Source organism: Streptomyces sp. NPDC025273 (assembly GCF_040638585.1).
Lineage (GTDB): Bacteria > Actinomycetota > Actinomycetes > Streptomycetales > Streptomycetaceae > Streptomyces > Streptomyces cinereorectus.
This window is the reverse complement of the sequence record NZ_JBEZYP010000003.1, coordinates 290,487-314,386: the sequence shown is the minus strand read 5'-3', so window position 1 is coordinate 314,386 and position 23,900 is coordinate 290,487. Positions and strand designations below refer to the sequence as shown.

General features: G+C 71.1%; 20 protein-coding genes and 1 pseudogene. 9 read left to right on the top strand and 12 right to left on the bottom strand.

What is annotated here, in order from left to right; translation table 11 throughout:
* The first annotated feature begins 16 nt into the window (after window positions 1–16).
* The 3 genes from AB0F38_RS08450 to AB0F38_RS08440 are packed head-to-tail and all read left to right on the top strand — an operon-like array spanning window position 17 to window position 2,752.
* The gene (locus AB0F38_RS08450) at window positions 17–589 is read left to right on the top strand and encodes a hypothetical protein (RefSeq protein WP_361888635.1); all 573 of its coding nucleotides are present in this window, start codon (window positions 17–19) and stop codon (window positions 587–589) included.
* Window positions 590–640: 51 nt separating this feature from the next.
* Window positions 641–2,266, top strand: coding sequence for an apolipoprotein N-acyltransferase (gene lnt, locus AB0F38_RS08445; RefSeq protein ID WP_361888632.1), 1,626 nt, complete (start codon window positions 641–643; stop codon window positions 2,264–2,266).
* 9 nt (window positions 2,267–2,275) lie between these two features.
* Entirely contained in the window at window positions 2,276–2,752 is a 477-nt protein-coding gene (locus AB0F38_RS08440) for an NUDIX domain-containing protein (protein WP_361888629.1), read from the top strand.
* Window positions 2,753–2,935: 183 nt separating this feature from the next.
* On the opposite strand, the gene map is transcribed toward AB0F38_RS08440, so the two are convergent.
* A complete protein-coding gene (gene map, locus AB0F38_RS08435) occupies window positions 2,936–3,712 on the bottom strand; it encodes a type I methionyl aminopeptidase (protein WP_361888626.1) in 777 nt (258 codons plus the stop codon).
* A gap of 95 nt (window positions 3,713–3,807) precedes the next feature.
* On the opposite strand from map, the gene AB0F38_RS08430 reads away from it, so the two are divergent.
* Window positions 3,808–4,074 (top strand): helix-turn-helix transcriptional regulator, encoded by a 267-nt coding sequence (locus AB0F38_RS08430; RefSeq protein WP_361888623.1) that lies wholly within the window; start codon window positions 3,808–3,810, stop codon window positions 4,072–4,074.
* Window positions 4,075–4,164: 90 nt separating this feature from the next.
* Window positions 4,165–4,512 carry a VOC family protein gene (locus AB0F38_RS08425; RefSeq protein WP_361888621.1) on the top strand — a complete coding sequence of 116 codons (348 nt, stop codon included), beginning with the start codon at window positions 4,165–4,167 and terminating at the stop codon, window positions 4,510–4,512.
* 533 nt (window positions 4,513–5,045) lie between these two features.
* On the opposite strand, the gene AB0F38_RS08420 is transcribed toward AB0F38_RS08425, so the two are convergent.
* From AB0F38_RS08420 to AB0F38_RS08405, 4 genes are all read right to left on the bottom strand, one after another.
* Window positions 5,046–6,443, bottom strand: a complete 1,398-nt coding sequence (locus AB0F38_RS08420; protein ID WP_361888618.1) for an MFS transporter — start codon at window positions 6,441–6,443, stop codon at window positions 5,046–5,048.
* Between the two features lie 832 nt (window positions 6,444–7,275).
* Window positions 7,276–7,797, bottom strand: coding sequence for a trypsin-like peptidase domain-containing protein (locus AB0F38_RS08415; protein ID WP_361888914.1), 522 nt, complete (start codon window positions 7,795–7,797; stop codon window positions 7,276–7,278).
* Between the two features lie 189 nt (window positions 7,798–7,986).
* Complete coding sequence (locus AB0F38_RS08410; RefSeq protein ID WP_361888615.1) at window positions 7,987–8,973, bottom strand: hypothetical protein; 987 nt, start codon at window positions 8,971–8,973, stop codon at window positions 7,987–7,989.
* Between the two features lie 91 nt (window positions 8,974–9,064).
* Complete coding sequence (locus tag AB0F38_RS08405; RefSeq protein WP_361888612.1) at window positions 9,065–10,300, bottom strand: MFS transporter; 1,236 nt, start codon at window positions 10,298–10,300, stop codon at window positions 9,065–9,067.
* Window positions 10,301–11,014: 714 nt separating this feature from the next.
* On the opposite strand from AB0F38_RS08405, the gene AB0F38_RS08400 reads away from it, so the two are divergent.
* Complete coding sequence (locus AB0F38_RS08400) at window positions 11,015–12,226, top strand: GNAT family N-acetyltransferase (protein WP_361888609.1); 1,212 nt, start codon at window positions 11,015–11,017, stop codon at window positions 12,224–12,226.
* On the opposite strand, the gene AB0F38_RS08395 is transcribed toward AB0F38_RS08400, so the two are convergent.
* The 3 genes from AB0F38_RS08395 to AB0F38_RS08385 form a co-directional block, all read right to left on the bottom strand.
* Window positions 12,199–12,405 (bottom strand): winged helix-turn-helix domain-containing protein, encoded by a 207-nt coding sequence (locus AB0F38_RS08395; RefSeq protein ID WP_361888606.1) that lies wholly within the window; start codon window positions 12,403–12,405, stop codon window positions 12,199–12,201. The genes AB0F38_RS08400 and AB0F38_RS08395 overlap by 28 nt on opposite strands.
* A gap of 306 nt (window positions 12,406–12,711) precedes the next feature.
* Window positions 12,712–13,074 carry a hypothetical protein gene (locus tag AB0F38_RS08390; protein ID WP_361888911.1) on the bottom strand — a complete coding sequence of 121 codons (363 nt, stop codon included), beginning with the start codon at window positions 13,072–13,074 and terminating at the stop codon, window positions 12,712–12,714.
* A 217-nt stretch (window positions 13,075–13,291) separates the two neighbouring features.
* Window positions 13,292–14,200: a hypothetical protein gene (locus AB0F38_RS08385; RefSeq protein ID WP_361888603.1), complete on the bottom strand. Its 909-nt coding sequence runs from the start codon at window positions 14,198–14,200 to the stop codon at window positions 13,292–13,294.
* Between the two features lie 86 nt (window positions 14,201–14,286).
* Here AB0F38_RS08385 and AB0F38_RS08380 point away from each other — a divergent pair, with 86 nt between their 5' ends.
* Window positions 14,287–17,670 (top strand): tetratricopeptide repeat protein, encoded by a 3,384-nt coding sequence (locus tag AB0F38_RS08380; protein WP_361888600.1) that lies wholly within the window; start codon window positions 14,287–14,289, stop codon window positions 17,668–17,670.
* A gap of 579 nt (window positions 17,671–18,249) precedes the next feature.
* On the opposite strand, the gene AB0F38_RS08375 is transcribed toward AB0F38_RS08380, so the two are convergent.
* Both AB0F38_RS08375 and AB0F38_RS08370 read right to left on the bottom strand, forming a co-directional pair.
* Window positions 18,250–18,876 (bottom strand): alpha-ketoglutarate-dependent dioxygenase AlkB, encoded by a 627-nt coding sequence (locus tag AB0F38_RS08375; protein WP_361888597.1) that lies wholly within the window; start codon window positions 18,874–18,876, stop codon window positions 18,250–18,252.
* Between the two features lie 40 nt (window positions 18,877–18,916).
* A complete protein-coding gene (locus AB0F38_RS08370) occupies window positions 18,917–19,696 on the bottom strand; it encodes a phosphatase PAP2 family protein (protein ID WP_361888594.1) in 780 nt (259 codons plus the stop codon).
* A gap of 175 nt (window positions 19,697–19,871) precedes the next feature.
* Between AB0F38_RS08370 and AB0F38_RS08365 the strand changes: the two are divergent.
* Window positions 19,872–20,201, top strand: a pseudogene (locus AB0F38_RS08365) (helix-turn-helix domain-containing protein); the annotation flags it as partial.
* Between the two features lie 164 nt (window positions 20,202–20,365).
* Here the strand turns inward: AB0F38_RS08365 and AB0F38_RS08360 are convergent.
* Window positions 20,366–21,319 carry a YihY/virulence factor BrkB family protein gene (locus AB0F38_RS08360; protein WP_361888591.1) on the bottom strand — a complete coding sequence of 318 codons (954 nt, stop codon included), beginning with the start codon at window positions 21,317–21,319 and terminating at the stop codon, window positions 20,366–20,368.
* A gap of 1 nt (window position 21,320) precedes the next feature.
* A complete protein-coding gene (locus AB0F38_RS08355; RefSeq protein WP_361888588.1) occupies window positions 21,321–23,099 on the bottom strand; it encodes a diacylglycerol kinase family protein in 1,779 nt (592 codons plus the stop codon).
* Between the two features lie 548 nt (window positions 23,100–23,647).
* On the opposite strand from AB0F38_RS08355, the gene AB0F38_RS08350 reads away from it, so the two are divergent.
* Window positions 23,648–23,782 (top strand): hypothetical protein, encoded by a 135-nt coding sequence (locus AB0F38_RS08350; protein WP_361888585.1) that lies wholly within the window; start codon window positions 23,648–23,650, stop codon window positions 23,780–23,782.
* Window positions 23,783–23,900: the final 118 nt, after the last annotated feature.

The window sequence follows — 23,900 nt, the reverse complement described above, 5'->3', positions numbered from 1 at the left end:
GGGTACGCTGCTTGGCATGACGGACCACCCCGGCAACACGCGGCACGGTTCGACCCAGGCCCCGAGCGCGGTCTGGACGGGCCGGGCCACCAACCGCTTCCAGTGGCTGCTCGCGGCCGCCGGAGCGGGATGCCTGGCGCTCGGCATCGAACTCGCCGTCGGGTCCGCCTGGAGCGCGGGGATCGCCCCGCTCCTCATGTCCGTCATCGGCTGCGTCGCCGCCGGACTGCTCATCCTGTTCGGGACCCTCGCCTTCGTCCACGTGGCCGTCAGGGTGGACGGCGACGCCCTCGAGGTGCGCTGCGGCCACATCGGACTGCCCAGGCGCCGGATCCTGCTCACGCATGTGGTCGGTGCGGACTTCGCACCCACGGTCACCCCGCGTCAGTGGGGCGGCTGGGGCTACCGCTGGCGCCCCGAACAGGGCACCGCCGTGGTCGTGCGCCGGGGCGAGGCACTCGTGCTGAGGCTGGGGGACGGCAGGACCTTCACCGTCACCGTGGACAACGCGGAAGCGGCCGTACGCTTCATCCGCGACCGCCTGCACCTGACGGCCGGCGGGCAGCCGGGAGGTCCGGCGGGGGCCTGAACGGCCGGAGCGACTGCCGCTCCCACAGCGCTCCACCGTAGACTCCGCCAGGTGAGCGCCACCATCACCACCCTTGACCCGCCGTCCCCCGCCCCCGCGCCCCGCAGCAGGAAGCTGTGGCCGCGGCTCGTCCGGCCGGCCGCGGCCGTCCTGTCCGGTGCGCTGCTCTACGCCGGCTTCCCGCCCCGGCCCCTGTGGTGGCTCGTGCTGCCGGGCTTCGCACTGCTGGGCTGGGTCCTGTCCGCCCGAGGGCTGCGCGCCGCGTTCGGTCTCGGCCTCCTCTCGGGGCTCGGGTTCATGCTTCCGCTGCTGCACTGGACGGGGGAGGAGGTCGGCCCGGTCCCGTGGCTCGCACTCGCGTGCGCCGAGGCACTGTTCATCGCCGTGGGCTGCGTCGGGATCGCCGTGGTCTCCCGGCTCGTCTACTGGCCCGTCTGGGCGGCCGCGGTCTGGGTACTGGACGAGGCGGTCAGGGCCCGGGTGCCGTTCGGCGGCTTCCCCTGGGGCAAGATCGCTTTCGGTCAGGCCGACAGCGTGTTCCTGCCGCTCGCCGCGCTGGGCGGCACCCCGGTGCTCTCCTTCGCCGTGGTGGTGTGCGGCTTCGGGCTCCTCGAAGCCGTGCGACAGGTCCACAGGTACCGCACCACCGGCACCGTGCCCCGTGCCGCCGTGGTGGCGGCAGCCGTCACCGTCGCGGTGCCCGTCGTGGCCGCCCTCGCGGCGCTGCCGCTCGTCGACGACTCGGCCGAGGACGGCACCGCCACCGTCGCCGCGATCCAGGGGAACGTGCCCCGACTGGGACTCGACTTCAACTCCCAGCGCAGGGCCGTCCTGGACAACCACGCCGACCGTACGGAGCAGCTCGCCCGGGACGTGAAGTCGGGCAAGGTGGCCCAGCCCGACTTCGTCCTGTGGCCGGAGAACTCCTCCGACCTCGACCCGTACCGCAACCCCGACGCCCGCGAGGCGATCGACCGGGCCGTACGGGCGATCGGCGCCCCCACCGTCATCGGTGCCGTCCTGGCGCCCGGCACAGGACCGCTCCGCAACACACTGATCGAGTGGGACCCCGACAGCGGCCCCGTCGACACGTACGACAAGCGGCACATCCAGCCGTTCGGCGAGTACATGCCGATGCGGTCCTTCGTACGGATCTTCAGCAAGGACGTGGACCGGGTGCAGCGGGACTTCGGGCCCGGCACCAAGGTCGGCGTGTTCGATCTGGCGGGCACGAAGGTCGGCCTCGTGACCTGCTACGAGGCCGCTTTCGACGACGCGGTGCGCGACACCGTCAAGAACGGCGGTCAGCTGATCGCCGTACCGAGCAACAACGCGACCTTCGGACGCAGCGAGATGACCTACCAGCAGCTGGCGATGTCCCAGGTGCGGGCGGTCGAGCACGGGCGTTCCGTCGTCGTGCCCGTCACCAGCGGCGTCAGCGCCGTGATCCGGCCGGACGGCACGATCGTGCAGAAGACCGAGATGTTCACTCCCGACGCGCTGGTCGACGAGGTACCGCTGCGGTCCTCCCTGACCCCGGCCACCCGGCTGGGAACCCTGCCCGAAGGCATCCTCGTACTGCTCGCGGTGGCCGGCCTCGGCTGGGCGACGGTCCGGTCCGTCCGGGCGGGGAAGGACCTCCGGAAGCGGCCGGAGAACGCTGCGCCGGCTCCGTAGGATCGTCGTATGCCTACTCCCGACTTCATCCGCGAGATCCGTGCCACCGCCGGTCACCAGCTGCTTCTGCTGCCGGGCGTCAGCGCGATCGTCTTCGACGACGAGGGCAGGGTGCTTCTCGGCAGGCGGTCCGACACCGGTCAATGGTCGGTCGTCGGCGGCATTCCCGAGCCCGGCGAGGAGCCCGCGGCGACGGCTGTGCGCGAGGTGTACGAGGAGACCGCGGTGCGCTGTGTCGCGGAGAGGGTGGTGCTCACCCAGGCGTCGAAGCCGGTGACGTACGCCAACGGAGACGTGTCCCAGCACCTCGACATCACCTTCCGCTGCCGGGCGACGGGCGGTGAGGCCCGGGTGAACGACGACGAGTCGCTCGAGGTGGGCTGGTTCGCCCTCGACGCGCTGCCGCCGCTGAGCGAGTTCTCGCTGTTCCGCATCAAGCAGTCCGTCGCGGACGAACCCACCTGGTTCGAGCCCGCCGGATCCTGACGACGCCGAGACCCGACCGGGCGGGACAAGGCCGCTGCGCGGTCCGTGCCGGTCCGGTGCGTACCCGCGAGGCCACCTCGCCCGATCACCGCGGGTGCCGTGTCGAGGGCCACCTGGGCTTCATCCTCGATGAATCTCCCGTCAGCGTCCGGTCACCGGTGGTCCCGCTGGTCCTCCAGCCCTTCATCGCTCCGAGGGGCGCCGGGTGAGCACGAGCGGACCGGTCTCGGTGATGGCGACCGTGTGCTCGGAATGAGCGGTGCGCGAGCCGTCGGCCGAGCGGATCGTCCAGCCGTCCGGGTCGTAGACGATCTTGTTCGTGCCGGCGGCGAACCAGGGCTCGATCGCGATCGTCAGGCCGGGCCGCAGCTTCCAACCGCGGCCAGGACGACCGTCGTTGGGGATGTGCAGGTCCTCGTGCATCGTGCGGCCGATACCGTGACCGCCGAACTCCAGGTTGACCGGGTAGCCGTACTCGGCGGCGACCGCGCCGATGGCCGCCGAGATGTCCCCGAGCCTGTTGCCCGGCTGTGCGACCTTGATCGCGGCTTCCAGAGCGACCTCGGTGGCCTCGATCAGCCGCCGGTCCGCCTCGGCCGGGGTGCCGACGATGACGGAGTGGGCCGAGTCCGCGGCCCAGCCATCGATGCTCACCGCCATGTCCATGGTCAGCAGGTCCCCGTCGCGCAGCTTGTAGCTGTGCGGCAGTCCGTGCAGCACGGCGTCATTGACCGAGAGGCACACCACGTTACGGAACGGGCCCTTGCCGAAGGAGGGCTCGTAGTCCCAGTAGCAGGACTCCGCGCCGCGCTCCTTGATGCGGCGGCGGGCGTGATGCTCCAGGTCCAGCAGGTTGACCCCCACCGCGGCGAGGCCGGCGAGCTCGGCCAGGACCTGGCCGACGAACTGCCCGGTGACGTGCATGCGCGCGATGTCTTCGGGAGATTTGTGCTCGATCACTGCGATCCTCGATTCTGCGGGGCGACCGACAGGTATATTTATACCAGGGGATGGTGTGGTTGCCCCCCGGTCACCTGCGGCTCTAGCATGTCCGCATGGTTCGCTATCCGCTCGCCCCCGAACAGATCGAGGCGGGCCGGCGCCTCGGGGCCGCGTTGCGCTCCGCCCGGGCCGGACGCAGTCCCGTCGAGGTGGCCCTGGCGGCGGAGATCTCGCCGGAGACCCTCCGCAAGATCGAGACCGGCCGGCTGCCGACCCCCGCCTTCGGCACCATCGTCCGGCTCAGCGAGGTGCTGGGCGTACCGCTTGCCGAACTGGCCGTCGTCTGGCGTACCGATCCTGCCCTGAGCAAGGCTTCCTAGGACATGTTGCGACAGTGCGTGCCGCGGTGGGCGTGGCGCAGCACTCCTGGCGAGACATAGGGACACGTTTGTTCTCACCTGGAGGCGTTGATGACCGTTCGCCGTGCCGTGCCCAACATCCAGTCGGAGAGGCCGCAGGAGAGCAGGGAGTTCTATGGCCTGCTGGGCTTCGAGGAGGTCATGAACCACGGCTGGATCACGACGCTCGCCTCCCCGTCCGCACCGGCAGTGCAGATCAGCGTCATCACCAGTGACAAGACCGCGCCTGTGACCCCCGACATGAGCGTCGAGGTGGACGACGTGGATGCGGCCTATGCCGTCATGCGGGAGAGCGGTGCGGAGATCGTGCACCCCTTGCAGGACGAGGAGTGGGGCGTGCGGCGATTCCTCGTCCGCGATCCCAGCGGACGGGTGGTCAATGTGCTGGGCCACCGCTGACGGGCCTCGCCCGCCCCTGGTGAAAGTGCTGGCCACGGCCACTCGCTGATGGCCGCGACCAGAGAGGTCGCTTCGTGGCGGACAGCCGGCCGGTCGTATCTCGCCGCCACGGCCGGCGCCTTTCCGGCGGTTGATCCCGCACCCCACCGCGTGAACGCCCGCGGCAGTCCATCTTTTCGTACTTCCTTGTCGCACTTCCGCGGGCGGCGACGGAATGCTGCGCGTGCGCGGCTGTCCTGGCTGGTGCGCAGGGTCCGACCGTCCGGGCCGCGGATCGTCCGTGGGAAGGGCCCGCTTCACCGTCCGACCGGGTCCGGTTCGCATCTCTCACCGGCGTCCGGGCGACCCCGGCCCCGGGCCCGCTCCGGGGCTCGCCACGTCGTGACCCGCACCACTGCTGTCGGCGACCTCGTCGCCGACAGCAGTGTTCCGCTCCGTCCGGCAGCACCCGCGACCCGCCCCGCCGGACGTCGTCCCACCCGGCATCCAGACCACAGGTCCACCCTGCCGGAGACCGGACCTCGGACACTCACTCAGGCCTTGCGCGCCTCGGCGGGCAATCCGGCCCGTCCGCCGGCCGCGTCCGTCCCGTCCGCCTCGCCCGGATCGATGTCGGAGAGGTCCCGGTTCCGGGTCTCCTTGGCGCAGACGATCGCCAGCACCGTGACCAGTGCCGCGGCGATGACGTACAGCGAGATCGGCGTCGAACTGCCGAAGTCGGCGAGCAGCGCGGTGGCGATGAGCGGCGCCGGGGCGCCCGCGGCGACCGAGGAGAACTGGGCGCCGATGGACGCGCCCGAGTAGCGCATCCGCGTCGCGAACATCTCGGAGAAGAACGCCGCCTGCGGTGCGTACATCGCGCCGTGGAAGATCAGCCCCACCGTGACGGCGAGCAGCAGACTCCCGAAGCTCCGGCTGTCGATGAGCGCGAAGAACGGGAACATCCACAGTCCCACACCGATCGCGCCGACCAGATAGACGGGCCTGCGCCCCACCCGGTCCGACAGTGCGCCCCACAGCGGGATCACGGCGAAGTGCACGGCGGACGCGACGAGTACGGCGTTGAGCGCCGTCTGCTTGCTGAGATCCGCCGCAGTCGTCGCGTACACGAGGATGAACGCGGTGATGACGTAGTAGCTGATGTTCTCGGCCATGCGCGCGCCCATCGCGATGAGCACATCCCGCCAGTGGTGCCGCAGGACGGCGACGAGTGGCATCTTCTCGGCGGGAGCGGCGGCGGACTTGCGCAGTTCGGCCTGGGCCAGGGCGGCCTTGAACACAGGGGATTCATCCACGGAGAGACGAATCCACAGTCCGAGGATCACGAGTACACCGGAGAGCAGGAAGGGAATCCGCCAGCCCCACGCCTCGAAGGCCGACTCGGACATCAGCGCGGTGAGCGCGGAGAGCACCCCGGTCGCGAGCAACTGCCCGGCCGGCGCCCCGGTCTGAGGCCACGACGCCCAGAATCCGCGGCGCTTGGCATCACCGTGCTCCGACACGAGCAGCACGGCCCCGCCCCACTCGCCGCCGAGGGCGAAGCCCTGCACCAGCCGCAGGACCGTGAGCAGGACAGGAGCGGCGGATCCGATGGTGGCGTGCGTCGGCAGGAGCCCGATGGCGAAGGTCGCACCGCCCATCATCAACAGGCTCAGAACCAGCAGCTTCTTGCGCCCCAGCCGGTCTCCGTAGTGCCCGAACACCAGGGCACCCAGAGGGCGTGCGGCGAATCCGACCGCGTAGGTGAGGAAGGACAGCAGCGTGCCGACGAGGGGGTCGGAGCCGGGGAAGAACAGTTTGTTGAAGACCAGCGCGGCAGCCGATCCGTAGAGAAAGAAGTCGTACCACTCCACGGTTGTCCCGACGAGGCTCGCCGCGACGATGCGGCGGAGGTTCGACGGGGGCGGGGGAGCGGTTGCTGGGGCGGCCATGGATACCACTTCCGGACGATTTGGCGGGGACGTTTCCGTGTCGCCATACCGTAGGAAGGGGCAGGTCAGGGGCGTATGTGGCGGGACACCATAGTTCGGGTGGCGGGTGTGCGGGCGGCCGCTACGGGGAGGTGTCCGGGGCCTGTTCCGGCCGTGTGGGGTGGATAGGCGAGTGCTGTCCGAGTTACGCGGTTCGGTACATTTCGCGGGGGCCTCGCTGACTCCCGCTGCGGGTGCGTGACGCAGCTCGCCGCGCCTCGAAGGCGGAACGGGCTGGAGACGGTCGGGGGCAATCCGATGGGGAGCGGTACCGACAAGCAACTCCTCCACAGCGACCGGACACCCTCGCCCGGTCACGTCCGAGCAGGTCAGGTCAGCCGACCGCGCGCAGTATCAGCCGCACAACTGCCATCGCTCCTCGCCCGATCCACCCGAGCAGTCCTGTCTCCACGGCCAACTCGGCAGCGTCCGCGACCGTTTCCGCCCGGTCCGACCGGGAACGGCACCGGGAGCAGGAACGGGGCCAACGGCGCTTCTCCGCACCACACTTCTTGCACATCGCCATGACCTCATTCTCTCCGTACGTCCGGACCCTCCGTACCCGCGGAGCCCTGCCCGGCGCAACGCGTCGCCGCCCGCGGCACTGACGCCCGCGTAGTACGCGTCGCGTGCCGCGTGGTCGGCGTCACGTCCGTAGTACGGCCTCTCACGTGCGAGCCGGAGGTCGACCAGGGCCGCGTTCACATCCCGCTCGACCGCGGAGGCCGCGTCCGTCCGGACCGGACCGGGGCGGGCGGCGTCGGGCCGGGGCCCGCAACGGGTCGAGAGGCGGTCACCTCCGCCGTCGGGAAGGCGGAGTCGAATCCGAAGGTGATCCGCAACGGGACGGTGAGCTGTGCGGTGCCTCCGCCGGCGTACGCCCGTGACCCGCCCCGTCCGCCGCCCCGTCGACCGACGGCGGGAGCAGGGTGTTCCCGGCCGGGGCGGGAGTGGCGCCGACGCCGAACACCTCGTCTCGCAGCCGGGCTGCCGCGCCGGTCAGCGGGACCTCGCGCAGGGCACGCAGCACGCGGCTGATCCGCACGCCCTCGTTCGCCTTCCACGCCAGCTGGTCCTCGCCCGCTTCCGGCGTCCAGACCGTGCCGTCGACGCTCAGCGGGCGTCCCTCGGTGTCGGTCTTCGGGATGGCGGAGTGGTGCAGCGCGGCGACCTCCCACTGATCATTGAAGATCGCCGAGCCGGACGAACCCTCACGGGTGTCGCACGCGTAGTGCACGAACTCGTCCAGCATGTCGATGACTTGGTTCTCGCGCAGTGCGAGCTGCTTGGGCTCGCCCCTGGGGTGCTGAATGATGTTGACGAACTCGCCGATGATTACCTTGCCCTGCGCTTCGCCGAGAGTCAGGAGGGGTGTTCGGCGGACACGTCAACAGCGTTACGCAGCAGCGTGCTTGATGCTCCGACGGGATATTGCGGTGGTCCGCCAGGTCGCGCTGTGGTCGTCCGGGGCGGCTCCCGGAGGGGACGCCCCGGACGTGGTTCGTCAGGCGCCGGCGGCGATCCGGTCCCGTACGTAGGTGACGAGCGCCGCCGCCACCCGGGACCGGTCCGGCTCCGGCAGGTCCTCGTAGGCGGCCGAGACCGTCATCCACTCGTTGAAGACCGGTCCCTCGCGGGTGAGGAGCCAGTCCACGCACAGGTAGTCCGCGTCCACTCCCGCGGCCAGCCGTTCGCTGAGTCGGCGCACCTGGTCGTCCCCGTCGAAGGACGTGCCGGAGCCCCCCTCACTCACGTTGGCGAGGTAGGAGCCCTCCTTCGGGCGGCGCAGCATCACGGCGATCGCCCGCCCCCGGTGCACGTACACCCGCACGTCGCCGTCGTTCTCCTGGAACGGCTGCACCACAGCGCCCAGCGCCGCCGGGGTGAGGAGGTCGACCGCCGCGGTCAACTGCTCGGTGCCCTCGGCCTTCAGCACGCCGAAGCCCATGGCCATGGCCCGGGGCTTGATCACATAGGGACCGTTGCCCAGTTCCCGGCTGACCACCGGCAGCACCCGGCGGGCGTACCGCCCGAAGGGGACCGCGACCGTCGGCGGGACCGGGATCCCGAGCGCCGCCACCTCGTGGCACATCGCGAGTTTGTCCGACCCCAGCGACTCGGCGTCACGGATGCCGTCGTTCAGGAGCACCCGGCCGGCCGCCCTGATGGTCCGCGTGATCGCCTGGACGTGGCGGCCGATGCCGGCGTCCCACGTCCAGTCCGACAGCAGGAAGGCGTGACCGCCGCCGAGCAGGTCCTCCTCGTCCAGGTACAGGCGCGGCCTCCCGCCGGACGACGCCGGCACGAGGTCCCCGGAGTGCACCACCCGCACGGGCAGGCCGTTGCTCTCGAAGAGGTTCACGCGGTTGGAGCCCTCCTTCTGCAGCAGGAGATGGCGTCGCGGGTCGTAGTTGTCCGGGTTGGTGATCCACACGATCGCGGGGGCGCCGGGCGCGTGGGGCGCGTCGTTCGGGGGGAGTGCGTCGGTCACGGTAGGGCTTCCGTTCGTCGGGCGTACGAGGGCGGGGCCGAGCGGCGCGGCTCGGCCCGGTGGTGCGGTGGGGCGGTACGGCAGGCCCCGGTCAGGTGGCCGCCACGGTTTCGCAGGGGGGTGTGCCGGTCGGCAGGGTCCGCATCCGGCGTAGCGGGGAGAGGAAGAGCCAGAGGAAGGCGAGCGAGGTGCCGATCGCCCCCGTGAGCACGGCCCCCCGCGCACCGAACACCTCGGCCAGCACACCGCCGCAGAGGCTGCCGATGGGGCGTGCCCCCCAGGCGAAGAACCGCACGGTGGCGTTGACCCGGCCCAGGCGGTCGGGCGGCACGGTCCGCTGGCGGAAACTGACCTGGGCCACGTTGTAGACCACGAGCGCCGCCCCCAGCCCGAACAGCGAGACGCTGACCAGCGCAAGCCGCCACCCCGGCTGGACGAGGGCGGCGAGCAGGGTGAGCGGGGCGCCGCACGCCACGCTGTACTTCACCGCCGTCGCGTCCCCCAGCGCCTCGATGAGCCGGCGCACCACCAGCGTGGCGAGGACGCCTCCGAGGCTTCCCGCCGTCAGCAGCAGACCCACCGTCGTCGCGGGCACCGCGAGATCCCGGGCGAGCAGGACCAGGAGCATCGCGTAGGACATGCTCCAGAACAGGGTCATCGTCGTGGAGCACAGCACGATGGGCCGCAACAGCGCGTCCCGCGTCACCAGCCGCACGCCCTCGGCGATGCCCCGGAGCAGCCGGGGGCGGTCCTTGCGGGGAGGAAGCGGTTCCGGCCGTCGGATCAGGGCGACGCACAGGGCGGACCACACGTAGCCGAATGCCGTCGCGACGATGGCAAGGGGCGCGGTCACCAGCTGGATGAGCAGACCGCCGGCGCCGGGGCCCACCACGCCCGCCACCTCCTCCACGCCGATCAGCCGGGCGTTGGCGGTGACGAGGCGGTCACTGCCGACCATGTGCGGCAGGTAGCTCTGCTCGGCGACGTCGAAGAAGACCGTGAGAATCCCGGTGACGAGCGAGACCACGCACAGGTGGAGCACGTCGAGGGTGCCCAGGCTCCACGCCACCGGGATGCTGCCCAGGGCCACGGCGCGGCCGAGGTCGGAGGCGATCATCACGGTCCGCTTGCGCATGCGGTCCACCCACACGCCCGCGGGCAGCCCGATGACGAGGAACGCCGCCGTCTGGCAGGCCGCGACGGCGCTGACCTCGAAAGCGGAGGCGTGCAGGGTAGTGGCGGCGAGGATCGGCATCGCCAGTCCCAGCAGACGGAAACCGAGCTGGCTCAGCGCCTGGGCGGTCAGCAGCAGGCGCAGTGCGCCCACCTCGCTTCCGCCGGCGGTGGAACGGGGTGGTCCGACCATCACCAGGCCTTTCTGCGGGTGCGGTTCCTGTGACGGGCACGGGACCGCGGTGCGGCGCACACCGACGACGGGGCCCGTGGGCGGCGGTCTCCGGACCGCGGGACCCGACCACTCCGGTCCCGCCGGGGAGCGCGACGATGCTAGAGGCGGCACGAGGGCGCCGCAAGCGGGGAGAGAGGGGGCGGAGAGCGGGCAGAGAGACACGAAAAGACATGAGGTGCAGGGGAGTTGGGGGATACCTCGTGAATCTCCCGGCATAGCGCCAGGTCACCTTCCCTATCGGTTTTCCGCTGATTTCCGCCGACGAACGGTGACGGTGGCGGGGGCGTCCCTTAACTGGCATACGGGCGCTTGCGCCGTAGAGGGGCACTGCCCTACGTTGTCCCCGCCGCCGCTCCGCAGGTGGTGGCACGACCACTTTCGCTGCGGTTCGTCCCGCTCCGCGCCCCTGATCCCGGCCCTCCCGCCGTGTGCCGGTGCGGTGTTCACTTTCCTTTCCCCTTTCCCCGGCGTCGCCGGGGGAGGGCCCGAGCACGGCGCCATCGACCAGCGGAATCGGCACAGCCGGAAGAGACCGGCCGACGGGACCCGCCGACGGCTCCGGGGGCCCGGCCTGCCGCCGGGCCCGCAGACGGCACCGTCACCGGCCGCCGTGACGCTGAGGAGGAGACCATCATGCAGACGCCGGACACGGACATCCGGACCGCCGAACACCCTGACACCAGACCGCCGTTACCGCGCCTGACGGAGGGGCAGCTCACCCCGGGCGGCCTGTCCGCCCTTCCCCCCGTGCCTCCCCCCGCACTCGGCGTCGTCCAGCGGGCCGCGCACCTACCCCGCGCGTCCTGGGACCGTCTCGCCGGCCCCGACGACGCCTACCTGGCGACCCGTTGGCTCGACGTGGCGGAGGACACCTCCGGCGCGGCCATGCGCTATCTCACCCTCACCGACGCCGAGGGCCTGACCGGTGCGCTGGCCACCGCGGTCGCCGACGCGGACGCCCCGTGGCTCGCCGGCCGCCCCGACACCGTGTTGCGGCTGTGCGCGGAAGAGGGGCGGCAGGGAGCACGGGAACTGGCCGCGGACCTGCCCGGGGACCTCGCCGACGCCCTGCTTCCCGGCCTCGTCTGCGGAGGGCGGCACCTCGGCCGCACCACCCTCTTGAGCCGTGACGGCCATGACGGCCAGGACGGCACCGGCGATCGGCTGCTGGCCGCCGCCGAGCGTCTGGCGGAGGAGGAGGGGCTGCGCAGCGTCGCGTTCCTCCACGTCGACGAGCACGACACCGCACTGCGGACCCTGCTGGCCCGCCGCGGCTACCGCTCCTTCCACTCCGAGGGATACCACTGGCTGCCGGTGCCGCAGGGCGGCTTCGCGGAGTACCTCGCCGGGTTCTCCGCCCACCGCCGGCGCAGGATCGGCGCCGAACGCCGAGCGGTGCGCGACGCCGGCGTCCAGATCGCCATGGCCCCGCTGGACCCCGCCGACATCCCCCGTTTCGCGGAGCTGGAGGCCACGCTCCTCGGCAAGTACGGGATGAGCGCCTGGACCCCCGCACGCTCCGCGGCCATCCTGGAGCGCGCGCTCGGCGCCTGCGGTCCGGACGCGCTGGCGGCCACCGCCCGCCTCGACGGCGAGATCATCGGCTTCGCGCTGATCGTGGTCCACCACGACCGCTGGTTCGCACACCGCGCAGGGTTCGACTACGCCGCCCAGCGCGGGTTGCCGCTCTACTTCGAGCTGCTCTTCTACCACCTGGTCGATGCCGCCGCCCGGGCCGGCGCCACCGTCATCCACTACGGCACGGGCAGCGGCGCCGCGAAGACCTCACGGGGCTGCCTGGGCTCAGGGCAGTACGCCTACCTCCGTACGGCGTCCTTCGGCTGAGACGTGGGGCCACGTCGCGTGCCCGCATTCCACACCTCGACCACGTCGTCGCCCCGCTCGATGGCGCGCGTGGCCGGCTGCTGCCGGCTCCAGCGACGCCGTCTCAGCAACCGCCACGAGCCTTCGACGGTGGGGGAGACGCGGAACAGCCAAGAGGCTGGAGCGAAAGCGTGGCACACTCCTCGCCCTCATCGACATGGCCACGCACGAGGCGCGCGGAGAGGACAGACGTGTCCCCTCCCGGATTCCCCGGCGGGATTCCGCTGAGTCCATGTGCACGAAGCGGGGTGGCGCCCGCGGGATCACCGTGAGGTGAGCGGCTCGCCTGCTTCCTACCGCTGCTGGACACCGTCGCCGAACCTGACACGGGAATCGTCGTCACGGGCGACGCGATGCACACCCGGCGCGAGCACACCGGCTACCTCCTGGGCAGTCGGTAGGAGCTGCGCGGACAGTTCAAGGAAAGATCATTCGGCGGGCAGGTGCTATCGGGTCAGCGTCTCGAAGCCGACGTCTCCGCAGTACTTCACCACACGCCCCTCTGCCTGGGAGTCACTGTTGTTCATCGCTGCCACCGTCGCCTCCGCCAGCGTGCGGCCTCCGCCGACGGCCTCGTCCTGGAGCGGTCGCATCGCGAGGAAGGCGTCCTGAGCGACGGCCGCGACCTCGTCGTACCCTGACGGCTCCGGCGTGACCGTGCCTGCCGCGTTCCGCGCCTTCTGCCACGTCCCCAGCTGTGTGCAGTAGTTCTCCCGCTGCTCGGTCAGCCGCCGCTCGTTGCCGTCGGACGACGAACACCCCGCCGCAGTCGCCACCACAGCGAGGACCGGCACCACCGCCCTGAACATCCGCACCACGTCACCCCCGGCCGAAATCGCGCGCAGGTCCCCGTCACCCGCAGCAGCGCACCCGCGAGGGACACCTCGGCTTCAGCGCGCGCTCGAGTGCCAGCGAGGCGGAAGCCACGCGGCAACGGCAGTCCTGCCGGTAAGGCAGAAAGTCGAGAGGGCCCTGAGGTCATCTGAGACCTCATCAAAAAATGGTGTGAACGCCCCTGAGAGCAGCTCACAGTACACTCGCCAGCGGTTCGACTGTCTCGCGGTGCCGCAGGTACTCCGTCGCCGCGTGCGGATCGATGTTGGAGTTCTTCACCAGCACGGTGGGCTCCAGCACGATGTCCGTTTCGGGGAAGAGTTTCCTCAGCTTGAGCGTGGACACGATGAAGTCGTCGCGGTCGGCGACGTTCACCCAGCGCTTCACCTGGCCCGGGCTGCGCAGCGGCAGAGGACGCAGCCGCTTCTGGATGATCGACCGCATCCCCAACGGCGAGCCGAATGTGAGAAGCAGCGGTAGTGGCTGGTCGAGCCTGTGCAGGGCCTCGTAAGCGACGACCGTGCCCAGCGAGTGGGCTACCACGGCCTTGGTGTCCGGTGTCACCTGGGACAGGACGGACTCGATCGCCCGCTCACGCACCGTCTCGTCGTCCAGATACGCCGCCACCTGGCCGAGGTGGAAGATCCCGTACCGGCTGAGGGTGGCGAAGCCGGAGCGGGCGACCGGGCCGAGCCGCCCCAGCATGGAGATGACGAGGCGCACCGGCTCGAACGGGCCCTGCTCGGGGCCCACCTCCGCGCGCAGCCAGTCCAGCTCGCGGGCGGCCTCGTCGCGCTCCGCAGGATCGGAGGCGTTCCGGCGGATGTTGTCCATGATGTCCTCGCCCGTCATCTCGGCGACGAGGGCCATCTCCTCGGGGAACGGAACATCCAAATCGTCCCTCGGTGCGTAGCGTGAGAAGAGATCGCGGTAGTACGCCATCGCCACCGCTGTACCGCCTGCCTCCAGGCGGGCTGCGTGCCCGCCGTGGCCGTGCTCGCGCAGGGTGCGTACGAGGGTGGTGGTCCACTCCGTCCTCAGTTCCTCCTCCGTCTGTCCCTCAGGGCCGATCCCGTGCACCAGTACGACCTCGGCCACCATGACGTCTCCTCTGTGTTGTGGGTGTTCGTCAAATTGTCTGCGACAAGGTCGAGTTGGGGAAATCGGGTGCGTTGATAATGAAACGCATGGGAGACGAGCGCAGGGCATTGGTCGTGGCATCGCACTGGGACGCCAGGGAGGAGACGGCTGGGCAGCGGCTGGACCTGCTCGAGCCCTGTGCCCAGGAGCTCAGGGATCTGCTCCTGGACCCGCGCAGGGGCAACTGCGCCCCGGCGTGCGGGGACGGGCTGCTCGGCCGGCCCAGGGTGCCCAGCAGCGTGACCGCCGCCCTCACCGAGGCGTTCGCCGGCGCATCGGCCGCGGGGGCGTCGCTCCTGATCGGCTTCGTCGGCCATGGATATGCCGCACGGGAGGGCGAGTTCCTCTTCCCTGTGACCTCAACTCCGGCCGTTCCCGGGCCCGCTACTGCGCTGCCGGTGCCCGACGTGCTGCGCGAGCTGCTTCTGCGCCACGGGGGCATAAAGGAACTGACTGTCCTGATCGACACCTGTATGGCAGGGTACGGCGCTCTCGCGGCAGCACGGGAGTGGTTCCCCTTCGCGATGCAGACGGGCCGGAAGATCGACGTCCTGGCCTCGTCGGACGGCCGCCCGGCCTACGGGCTGCAGTTCTCGCTCGCGCTCAACAAGGTGATGCGAGAGGGGCACGTGCGGCTGCTCGACAAGCTGCACACCGTACCGCTGCGCCGACTGATCGGCCCCGGTCTGGTGCGCCAGGACCCGCAGTCCGTCTCGTACGACGGAAGCCGGACCGGCTCCGTCGACCTGTACGGTCCCTGGCTCTCGAAGAACGTGGCGCAAGACGCCTCTCTGAGTGTGCTCGCCGCCAGTGAGGACAACCAGCAGCTCCTCGGCCGGCTGCGGCTCTTCCAGGCGCCGGGCGGGCTGGACGATCTGGCGGCGTCGGTCGGCCGGCATCGTTTCGTGGCCGTGGTCGGCGCGATGGGGACCGGGAAGACGACGCTGGCGGCCGCGCTGTGCCGGCCGGAGCTGCTGCCGCGGGGAGAGTGTGCGGCACCTGTACGCGCGCTCATCAGGCTGACCGACCGGAGCACGAACGGCCGCGGTGTGATGCGGAAGGTGGCCAGGCAACTGGCGCTCTATCTGCCCGGATTCGCCGATGCGGCGCAGACGTACAAGTCAACGCTGAAGCGCGAGGACAAGGCGAAGCCGAGCGCGGAGATCGATGTGGCGGGGCCCCTCGGCCTGATGGAACCGCCCGGTCCGGTACGGGTCGTCATCGACGGTCTCGACCAGCTCGACACTGTGGGCCGCTCCGATGTCTCGGCCGCTCTGAGGATCCTGGACGACGTGGCGCCGGCTTGGTTCGGCGCGGTGGTCACGACCCGGGAGGGCGTGCGGATGCCGGAGGAATGGCACCGCACACAGGTCGCGCCGAAGGCGCAGGAGAGCCTCCTGTCCGGCTATCTGGCGGCTCGTGGCCAGAACGCCCTGCAACGGCGCATCCTGGCGCAGGCGGCGGGGAACTGGGAGATCGTCCGGCTGCTGGCGGACTACGGACCGCTGGAGGGCGACAGCCCTGTCCTGTACGACGAGGTGTACGAGAAGGTACTCGACAGGGCCCGCTCCTGCGCACCGGACGGCAACGACGAGTGGATCGACAGTGTCGTCGTCGTGCTGGCCGCGTCCGGACTGGGCGCCGGTCTGCCCCGCGCGCTGCTCACCGAGGCGGCCGGGCGGCTGGGCGGCCCGGAGGGCGACATGGAGCTCGACCAGGTCCTCGACCTGCTGCCCGGTCTGCTGGAACGGGCGGAGCACGCCACCGTCAACGAGCTCCTCGGTGTACACCATCAGACGCTTGTGGAGTACGTCACGGAGGAACTTGACCTGTCGTCAGGTCATCGGGCGCTTACGGAGGCACTGGACATAATTGCTCCCATGGACCAGCACGCAGCGGACGACCCCCTGCACACCTATGCCGAGGAGGCCGAGCCGTTCCACCTGTGGCACGCTGCGAGGGCGGCGGACGGGGACGAGGCCGCCCAGGCGCTCTACGAGCGGCTGATTCAGAGTCTGGAGAGCCGCGCCTCGACCTCCGCCGCCGTCAACCGGGACCGGTGGGCTGCCTGGTCGGGGCGGCTGGCCGAGCATCCGGGGGCAGAGACCGCCGTCGAGCTGAGGGCGCGTGAGCGGGCGGCGTACTGGACCGGCAAGGCCGGTGCGTACGGGGCCTCCTTGGAGCTGTACGAGCGGCTGCTGCGGGTGCAGCGGCGTGTCCTTCCCGAGGACCACCCTGGCATCCTCGAAAGCAGGCATCGCATCGCCTACGCCACCGGTGAGCTGGCCAAATTCCACAGCGCGGTCGCGCTGCACCGATCCGTACTGGCTGACCAGTTGCGTCTGCTGGGCCCGCAGGACCGGCGCACCCTCGCCACTCGCCACCACATCGCGTACTGGACAGGCCGCGGCGGTGACATGGCCGAGGGCCTCCGCCTGCACGAGGAGCTGCTGGAGGACCAGCGACGCGCGCTGGGTGAACGTGACCGCGACGTGCTGGAGAGCCGTCACTACATCGCTTATTGGTACGGCCGTCTCGGCCGGCCGCTTGACGCGCTCGCGATGCACGACGAGTTGTTGCGCGACCGGATCGCGGTGTTCGGGGAGGACCATGCACAGGTCGTCTTCAGCAGAATGAACATCTGCCGCTTCCTCGGAGACGCCGGGCGACTGAGGGAGTCCCTCGACTGCTATCGGGAGCTGCTCCCTTGCGTGGAGCGGCATCGGGGTCCCGACCACCCGAACACACTGATCGTGAGGCTGAACATCGCTCGCCTCAGCTGGGAGCTCGGCGACGCCGAGGGGTCGCTCGCGTTGCACCAGGCGTTGATCCGAGACCAGCGGCGGATCAACGGCACGGACCATCCCACGGTGCTGATCTCGCGCTACAACATGGCCATGCTGAAGGCCGAGCTCGGTGATACGCAGGGCGCCCTGGCGGAGCTGGACGCACTGTGCGAAGAGCGGCTGGCCGGGTACGGGACCGCTGACCATCCCGAGGTGATCACCACCCGGTACGGGCGTGCCTGGGTCCTGGGGCAGGAGGGCGACTACGCGACCGCCACGGCCCTGATGCGCGGTGTGCGTGACGACAGGACGCGGGTGCTCGGTGACCGGCATCCGGACACCTTCGCCGCCGCCTCCGCGCTGGGCGAACTGCTGGCGAGATCCCGTGTTGAGGGCGAGCGGAACGAGGCGGAGACCCTGCTGCGCGGAATCCTGGCGGCGGGGGAGGAGGCGGGGCTCGGTGAGCGGCACCCGCAGATGATGACCACGCGGGCGCGGCTCGCGGATCTGTTGCGGCGCTCCGGGCGCGCAGTGGAAGCCACGGAGCTGCTGACCGCGTTGCTGCCGCTGCAGGCTGAGGTGCTGGGCGGAGATCACCCGTTGACCGACCGGACCCGACAGGCCTTGGGCGACCTGCGGAGCTGAGGGGTGCGGCACAGCGATACGGGCGGAGTCCGCGCTGGGCGGTGCTGTCGGCTGCCTCACGACACCCCACTCGGCGACGGGTCGACTTGTACGACCTCGTGGCCGGCCAGGCGGCAGCGGATGAACGTGCTCTGCAGAACGCCTGCGACGACCCGCGACCGATCACCCCGCTCGCCCGCCTCAGCCTGGCCGAACGAACGGTGGCCCCCGGGCCTCGGCCGCCGTGTGGACCGGCGTCCCGCACCCGGAGGACCTCGGTGAGCGGGTTCGCCGCCCGGTCGAGCGGCTCGCTGCCCAGCATGTCCCCGCCGGGCAGCGGCGGGGACGCCTCCGGTGCTCGTCGCTCACGGGACACCCCTGCCCCGGACGTCTGCGCTTCCACCGGCCGGTGCGGGGGAGAGCCTTGCCCGATCCCTGGGTGAGGGTTCACCCTCTGCATCGAGATGAGTACTGAGGGGCTGGGGGTTGACGTCGTCAGGAACGGACGGGGAACGCCGGCTCACGAGGCGCCGCCCGGTAGGTCCGAGCATGAGCGGACGGCCCTGCCGATTCTGACGGGCCGCACTCTTCCCGTTCGCGTCAGCGCACTCCGCGGGGGCGGTACTGGACACTGATCCGTGGCCCACGGGCGTGAGCGGTCTTGGGAATCGCGTGCTGCCATGTGCGCTGGCACGATCCGCCCATGACGATCAGGTCGCCGTGGCCCAGAGGCCTGCGCACGGTGTCGCCCCCGCGGCACGGCCGCAGGAGCAGATCACGCGGGGCGCCGAGGGAGAGGATCGCCACCATCGTGTCCTGGTGGGAGCTGCGTCCGGTCAGGTCGCCGTGCCAGGCGACGCTGTCGCGCCCGTCCCGGTAGTAGCAGAGCCCTGCTGTCGTGAAGGGTTCCCCCAGCTCGTCGCCGTAGTGGGAGGACAGCGCGTCGCGGGCCTCGTCCAGAACAGGGCTCGGCAGCGCGTTTCCGGCTCCGTAGAACGCGAGCAGTCGCGGCACGTCGACCGTCCGGTCGTACATCTGCCGTCGCTCCGCCCGCCAGGGCACCTCCGCGGCGAGCGCGGCGAAGAGCTCGTCGGCGCCGCTCAGCCAGCCCGGCAGCAGGTCGATCCACGCCCCGTCGCCGAGGGCCGTCCTGCGCAGCCCGGTGAGCCGGCCCAGGTGTGGGCGGTCGGCCTGATCGAACAGTGAACCCTGGAGATGAACGGACATGGGACCAGCTTAGCCGCTAATAGAACATGCGTTCGTGTCTTCAGTGGCCGGAGTCGGTCGCTTCGGGATCGTCGCCGCTCAGCTCCGGTTCCAGTCCCTCGGCCACGCCGGTCTGGCCGAGGCCCGCGTCCGCGCGCCACGCCTCGAAGGACCAGCCGGTCAGCGCCACCACGGCCAGCCCGAGCGTCCAGCCGCCGACCACATCGCTGAACCAGTGGACGCCCAGTGCGATGCGGGTGAATCCGACGCCCAGCACGGAGACCGCGGCCACGGCCCAGAACAGCGGGCGCAGCCCGCGACGCACCAGCGGTAGCAGGACGAGCAGGAGGATCGCGAACGAGGTCGTGGCCGTCATCGCGTGACCGGAGGGGAAGGAGAAGCCGGGTGCGTGCGCCACCGGGTCCGGCAGGGCCGGCCTCGCCCGCTCGACGACGGTCTTCGCCAGTAGCCCCGTCAGTCCGCCGGCCACCGCTGTGACGGCCGACCACGCGGCCAGACGCCAGGCACGGCGGTACACCAGCCACAGGGTGAGCACGGCGACCGCCGCACGCAGGGTCACGGGGTCCCACACCACGTCGGAGAAGAAGCGCAGAGTTCCGGTCCACGCCGGATGGTCGAGGGCGGTCCGGTTCAGCCACCGTGCCGCGCCCGCGTCCAGGCGCCGCAGCGGATGCCACCCGCTCTCCACCAGGACGAGCAGGAGGCCGAAGAGGACGGCGGTGACCGCGGCGACGGCTGCGGAACCGAACAGCCGGATCCCGAATCTGCGGTCGGCGTCCCGGCGGCGTCGCAGGGACGGCGTAATGGGTCGGGCAGTCATCTGGATCCTCCATGGATGCTCCGCCTTTCTCGGCGGAGGGGAAGTGGACTCCTGGGGTGCAGGGCGAAGAGCCGCTATATGCCGCCGGGTCGGATCGCTGTGCTCCGATCCGCCGGGTTGGTCACTTCGGGTGGTCGTATGAGTGTGTGTGCGTGCGTGCCCATGAGGGCGCCAGGTGAAGCGGGCGTTCAAGTTCCGCTTCTATCCGACCGTTGCGCAGAGGGCTGAGCTGTCGCGGACGTGTTGTGTGCGCAAGCCCTACAACCTGGCCCTCGCCGCCCGCACCGAGGCGTGGGCGCGCGGTGAGCGGGTCGATGACCACGTCACCTCGGGGCTGCTGACGGGGTGGAAGAACACCGATGAGCCGGCGTTCCTGAGCGAGGTGTCCTGTGTGCCGTTGCAGCGGACACTGCGGCACCTGCGGACGGTCTTCACGCACTTCCTCGGTAAGCGGGCGAAGCACCCGCGCTCCGAGTCGAGGAAGAAGTCGCGGATGTCCGCAGGGTAGACGACCGGCTTCTTCTGGCCACCGGGCCGGCGGTGTCGGTCTGTGGAGCTGGGGTGAGACTTCAACGGAGCACTCCTCCGGGCGGGCAGTCGGCGACGAAGCAGAAACCCCACGGCGCGAGCCGTGGGAATCTCCGTCGTCCATGAGGGAGGGAAGCTCAATCAGGCTCCCGGGTCGGGTTGTACGGGTCCTGGCCGCCTGGCCCGCACCGCCTCCAGCTGGGCGGCGAAGGAGAGGCCGAGGAAGAGTGCGATGGAGGTGAGGTAGGCCCAGAGCAGCAGGGACATGAAGGCGGTGAGCGGGCCGTAGACGGTGTCGAACGAACCGCTGACCTCGAGATAGAGGCTGAGCAGCCAGGTCAGCGTGGTCCAGAGCACCAGATAGACAGCGGCCCCGAAGGCCAGCCAGGTGTAGCCCGGCTGCCGGCGCCTCGGCGAGCGGCGGAAGATCGCGCTCGCCGAGATGAGCACGAGGACCAGCCCTGCGGGCCAGCGCAGCAGGTCCCACGCGGACCGGGCACCCGCGCCGAGGTCGTACACATCGACCACGGCCGCCACCAGGTCCCCTCCGGCCACCATCGCTACGAAGCCGACGCCGAGCGGGATACCGGCGGTCAGCGACATCACCAGCCCGCGCAGATACTTCAGGTGGAAGACCCGGTCGCGCTCGACCCCGTAGATGCGGTTGGCCCCGCGCTCTATCTGGCACATCGCCGTCGTGGTGTTGGTCAGGGAGAAGACCAGCCCGAACCACAGAGCGAGCTGCGCCCCGTCGTCGGCGTTCCGCCGGCTGCGGTCCAGCGCGTCGTCGACCACCTCGGCGCTCGGCCCCGCCGTGATCCGTTGGATCGTCAGTTCCGCCACCCTGCCCAGGTCCTCCGTGTGCAGGGCCGTCGACAGCCCGACGAAGGCGATGACCAGCGGCACCACGGCCAGCACGGTCTGCAGGGCGAGCGCCCGGGAGTGGCTGAAGCCGTCGGCGTAGCGGAAGCGGACGAACGAGTCGCGCAGCAGGGGCCAGCGGCCGTAGCGCCGCAGGGCGGCCAGCGCCTCGTCACCGGAGAGTTCGCTGCCGACCATGTCCCGGGTCTGGGGGACCCTGGTGGCTGTGCCCATCTCACTCGCCTCGCCCGGGCATGAGTACGGTCAGCGCGCCGGGCCTGACCTGGACGGTGAGGCGCCGGCCCGGGGCCACGGGGTCGCCGTCCAGCTCGCGCTGCTGCGGGACTTCGAAGCGGATGTCCGCACGGCGAAAGGTGAAGTACTCCACGGCACGGGACCCGCCCGCGCGGCCGGTCTCGCCCTCCGGCCGGCGGCACAGCAGTGAGGCGACGGCGCTCAGCCATCCCGCCGGTCCGCGCGGGTCGAGGATCATGAGGTCCAGCAGGCCGTCGTCGGGGCGGGCTGCCGGGACCAGGACGGCGCCACCTTGCACCTTGCCGGTGTTGGCGACGAGCACCATCCGGGCGGTGCGTCGCAGCGGACGTGCTCCGTCGATGCCGACCGTCAGGCGCATCCGGGGCCCGCGCAGCTCCCTCAGGCCGGCCATCGCGTAGGCGGGCCAGCCGATCAGGGCCTTTGCGCGGTCACTGGTGCTCTCCAGCATCGCAGCGTCGAGCCCGGCCCCGGACATCACCGTGAAGTGCGCTGTCGCCATGCCGTCGCCCTCTATCCGTCCGAGGTCCATCCGGTGCGGCGCACCGCGCAGCGCGACGGTCAGCGCCTCCGCCGGCTTCACCGGCAGACCCAGGTTGCGGGCGAGGAGGTTGCCCGTGCCGCAGGGCACCACCGCGAGGGGTATGCCCGTACCGGCCAGCGCCTCCGCGGCCGCCCGGATCGTCCCGTCGCCGCCGCAGACCACGACGAGCGACGTCCCTTCCCGCACCGCGTGCGCGGTCTGCCCCTCCCCGGGGTCGTCGGCCGTGGTCGGCACGAAGTCCGCCCCGTGGTGACCGTGGTCCTCGAGGATCCGTCGCAGGCCGGCGCAGACCGCCTCGTCGGTGACGGTGGGGTTGAAGACCACCGTGGTGCGCCCGGGGGCCTGCCGGGCCGGCACGCCGCGAGCCGGCTCCTCGTGGGCAGCTGCGGCGGCGGGGGCGGCGCCGGGCACATGCGGTCCGGCCAGCAGAGCGCGGCCGACGATCATCAAGGACAGCCCGCCGTTGAGCAGACCCCCCGCGACGTCCGTCGGGTGGTGCATCCCCCGGTACATCCTGGCCATGCCGACCAGCAGGGGCAGGAGCAGCAACAGGGCGGCCACGGCTCTGCGCCACGGACCCTTCGTCCGGTGCAGGACCAGGACCGCGAGACCGGCGTAGAGGGCTGTCGCCGCCCCGGTGTGTCCGGAGGTGAAACTGGACGTGGGGGGCGAGGCGTCGAGCCGTTCGACATCGGGCCGGTTGCGGTCCACCGCTTCGGTGATGACCAGGAAGACCAGGGACTGGAGCGAGACGGCGACAGCCAGGAAGAGCGCGTCCCGCCACCGTGGAAGCCGCGGGACCAGAAGCAGGACGAGGCAGGAGACGAGGGTGCCGGCGACGACCGTGGCCGTGTTGCCCGCCTCGGACACGACGAGGGACACCATGTCGAGCGTGCTGGTGCGGGCCCCCTCCAGCGTCTCGGCGATCTCGTCCTCGGACGTCACTGGCCAGACGTCGGCCGCGGGCCCGGTGACCATAAGTCCGAGCCCCACCATCAGGGCGGCCTGGCAGACCGCCGTCGAGACGATGACTCCCGCGGCCCGGCCCCCACCTCCGCCGGCCTGCGGGGCGCGGCCCGGAAGCTCCGAGCCGGACCGGGCCGGCAGCGCCGGGATCTGATCCCCGGCAGGGGGCGGCAGGGCGGAGACGTGCCTTCCGGAGATGGTTGCGGGTCTTTCCGGTATGTCGGTCGGCATGGTGTCCCGTCGTTTCAGTGACTCGGCTGCGCGTGGGACCGGGACTCACCCCGGCGTTCGCCGTCTGCCCCCTCCGCGCCCCTCCAGACCTTCCGCCTCGTACCGTCCGCCTCCCTGCGGCGTGGCCGGCGTCCCGTCCGGTCCCGGCGTCCAAGGATCGGTCATGGGCAACGAGGTGCCGGACGCGGGGTACGCCCCGCCGGAGAAGTCCCGTTTCCGGCTGACCGGACCGATGCCGGGCCGGGGGACGACGGCCAGGAGGAAGGCGATGCCGGGGACGAGCGCCCGGGCAGTGTCGTCGCCGCCGTCGGGGAGCCCGGGTCCGTGCGCGACAACAGGGTGCGTGAACGCGACGTCGGCACCGACGGAGGGGCGGCCCGACCGCCGCCCAGGAGGCGGCTGTGCACAACCAGGAGGACGTCGGAGCCTGGTACCAGGGCCCCTGGTGTCCGTGCCCAGGGGGCTCAGGCGCATATCACCGCCGATCGGGGGAACGTCAGGTCCGCGCACCACAACCCGGTGGCCCGCCCGGAGGAAAGTGACGACTGATGACCGACAACGACGTGAAGCAGCGGGACGAGTACGACTACGTGCTCGCCCCTTCGCTCCGGCAGCGTCGCGGCGGGACCGACCAGGGGGAGACCGGCGACCACCTGCGGGCTGGAGGATCACCTCGCCCTTGATCCCAGGCTCCAGCGTACGGACGCGGTGATCCTCCGGTGGACAGGGGCCGGCCCGGCCGATGACGCCGGCCGCATGTGGCCGCTCCTTCCGGAGAGGCTGCCGACGGCACCTGGGGAC

Coding starts and splice junctions, on each gene's coding strand:
- AB0F38_RS08450 (WP_361888635.1), top strand. CDS start 17: ATGACGGACCACCCCGGCAACACGCGGCACGGTTCGACCCAGGCCCCG.
- AB0F38_RS08440 (WP_361888629.1), top strand. CDS start 2,276: ATGCCTACTCCCGACTTCATCCGCGAGATCCGTGCCACCGCCGGTCAC.
- AB0F38_RS08430 (WP_361888623.1), top strand. CDS start 3,808: ATGGTTCGCTATCCGCTCGCCCCCGAACAGATCGAGGCGGGCCGGCGC.
- AB0F38_RS08425 (WP_361888621.1), top strand. CDS start 4,165: ATGACCGTTCGCCGTGCCGTGCCCAACATCCAGTCGGAGAGGCCGCAG.
- AB0F38_RS08420 (WP_361888618.1), bottom strand. CDS start 6,443: ATGGCCGCCCCAGCAACCGCTCCCCCGCCCCCGTCGAACCTCCGCCGC.
- AB0F38_RS08400 (WP_361888609.1), top strand. CDS start 11,015: ATGCAGACGCCGGACACGGACATCCGGACCGCCGAACACCCTGACACC.
- AB0F38_RS08390 (WP_361888911.1), bottom strand. CDS start 13,074: ATGTTCAGGGCGGTGGTGCCGGTCCTCGCTGTGGTGGCGACTGCGGCG.
- AB0F38_RS08385 (WP_361888603.1), bottom strand. CDS start 14,200: ATGGTGGCCGAGGTCGTACTGGTGCACGGGATCGGCCCTGAGGGACAG.
- AB0F38_RS08380 (WP_361888600.1), top strand. CDS start 14,287: ATGGGAGACGAGCGCAGGGCATTGGTCGTGGCATCGCACTGGGACGCC.
- AB0F38_RS08375 (WP_361888597.1), bottom strand. CDS start 18,876: ATGTCCGTTCATCTCCAGGGTTCACTGTTCGATCAGGCCGACCGCCCA.
- AB0F38_RS08370 (WP_361888594.1), bottom strand. CDS start 19,696: ATGACTGCCCGACCCATTACGCCGTCCCTGCGACGCCGCCGGGACGCC.
- AB0F38_RS08360 (WP_361888591.1), bottom strand. CDS start 21,319: ATGGGCACAGCCACCAGGGTCCCCCAGACCCGGGACATGGTCGGCAGC.
- AB0F38_RS08355 (WP_361888588.1), bottom strand. CDS start 23,099: ATGCCGACCGACATACCGGAAAGACCCGCAACCATCTCCGGAAGGCAC.
- AB0F38_RS08350 (WP_361888585.1), top strand. CDS start 23,648: ATGACCGACAACGACGTGAAGCAGCGGGACGAGTACGACTACGTGCTC.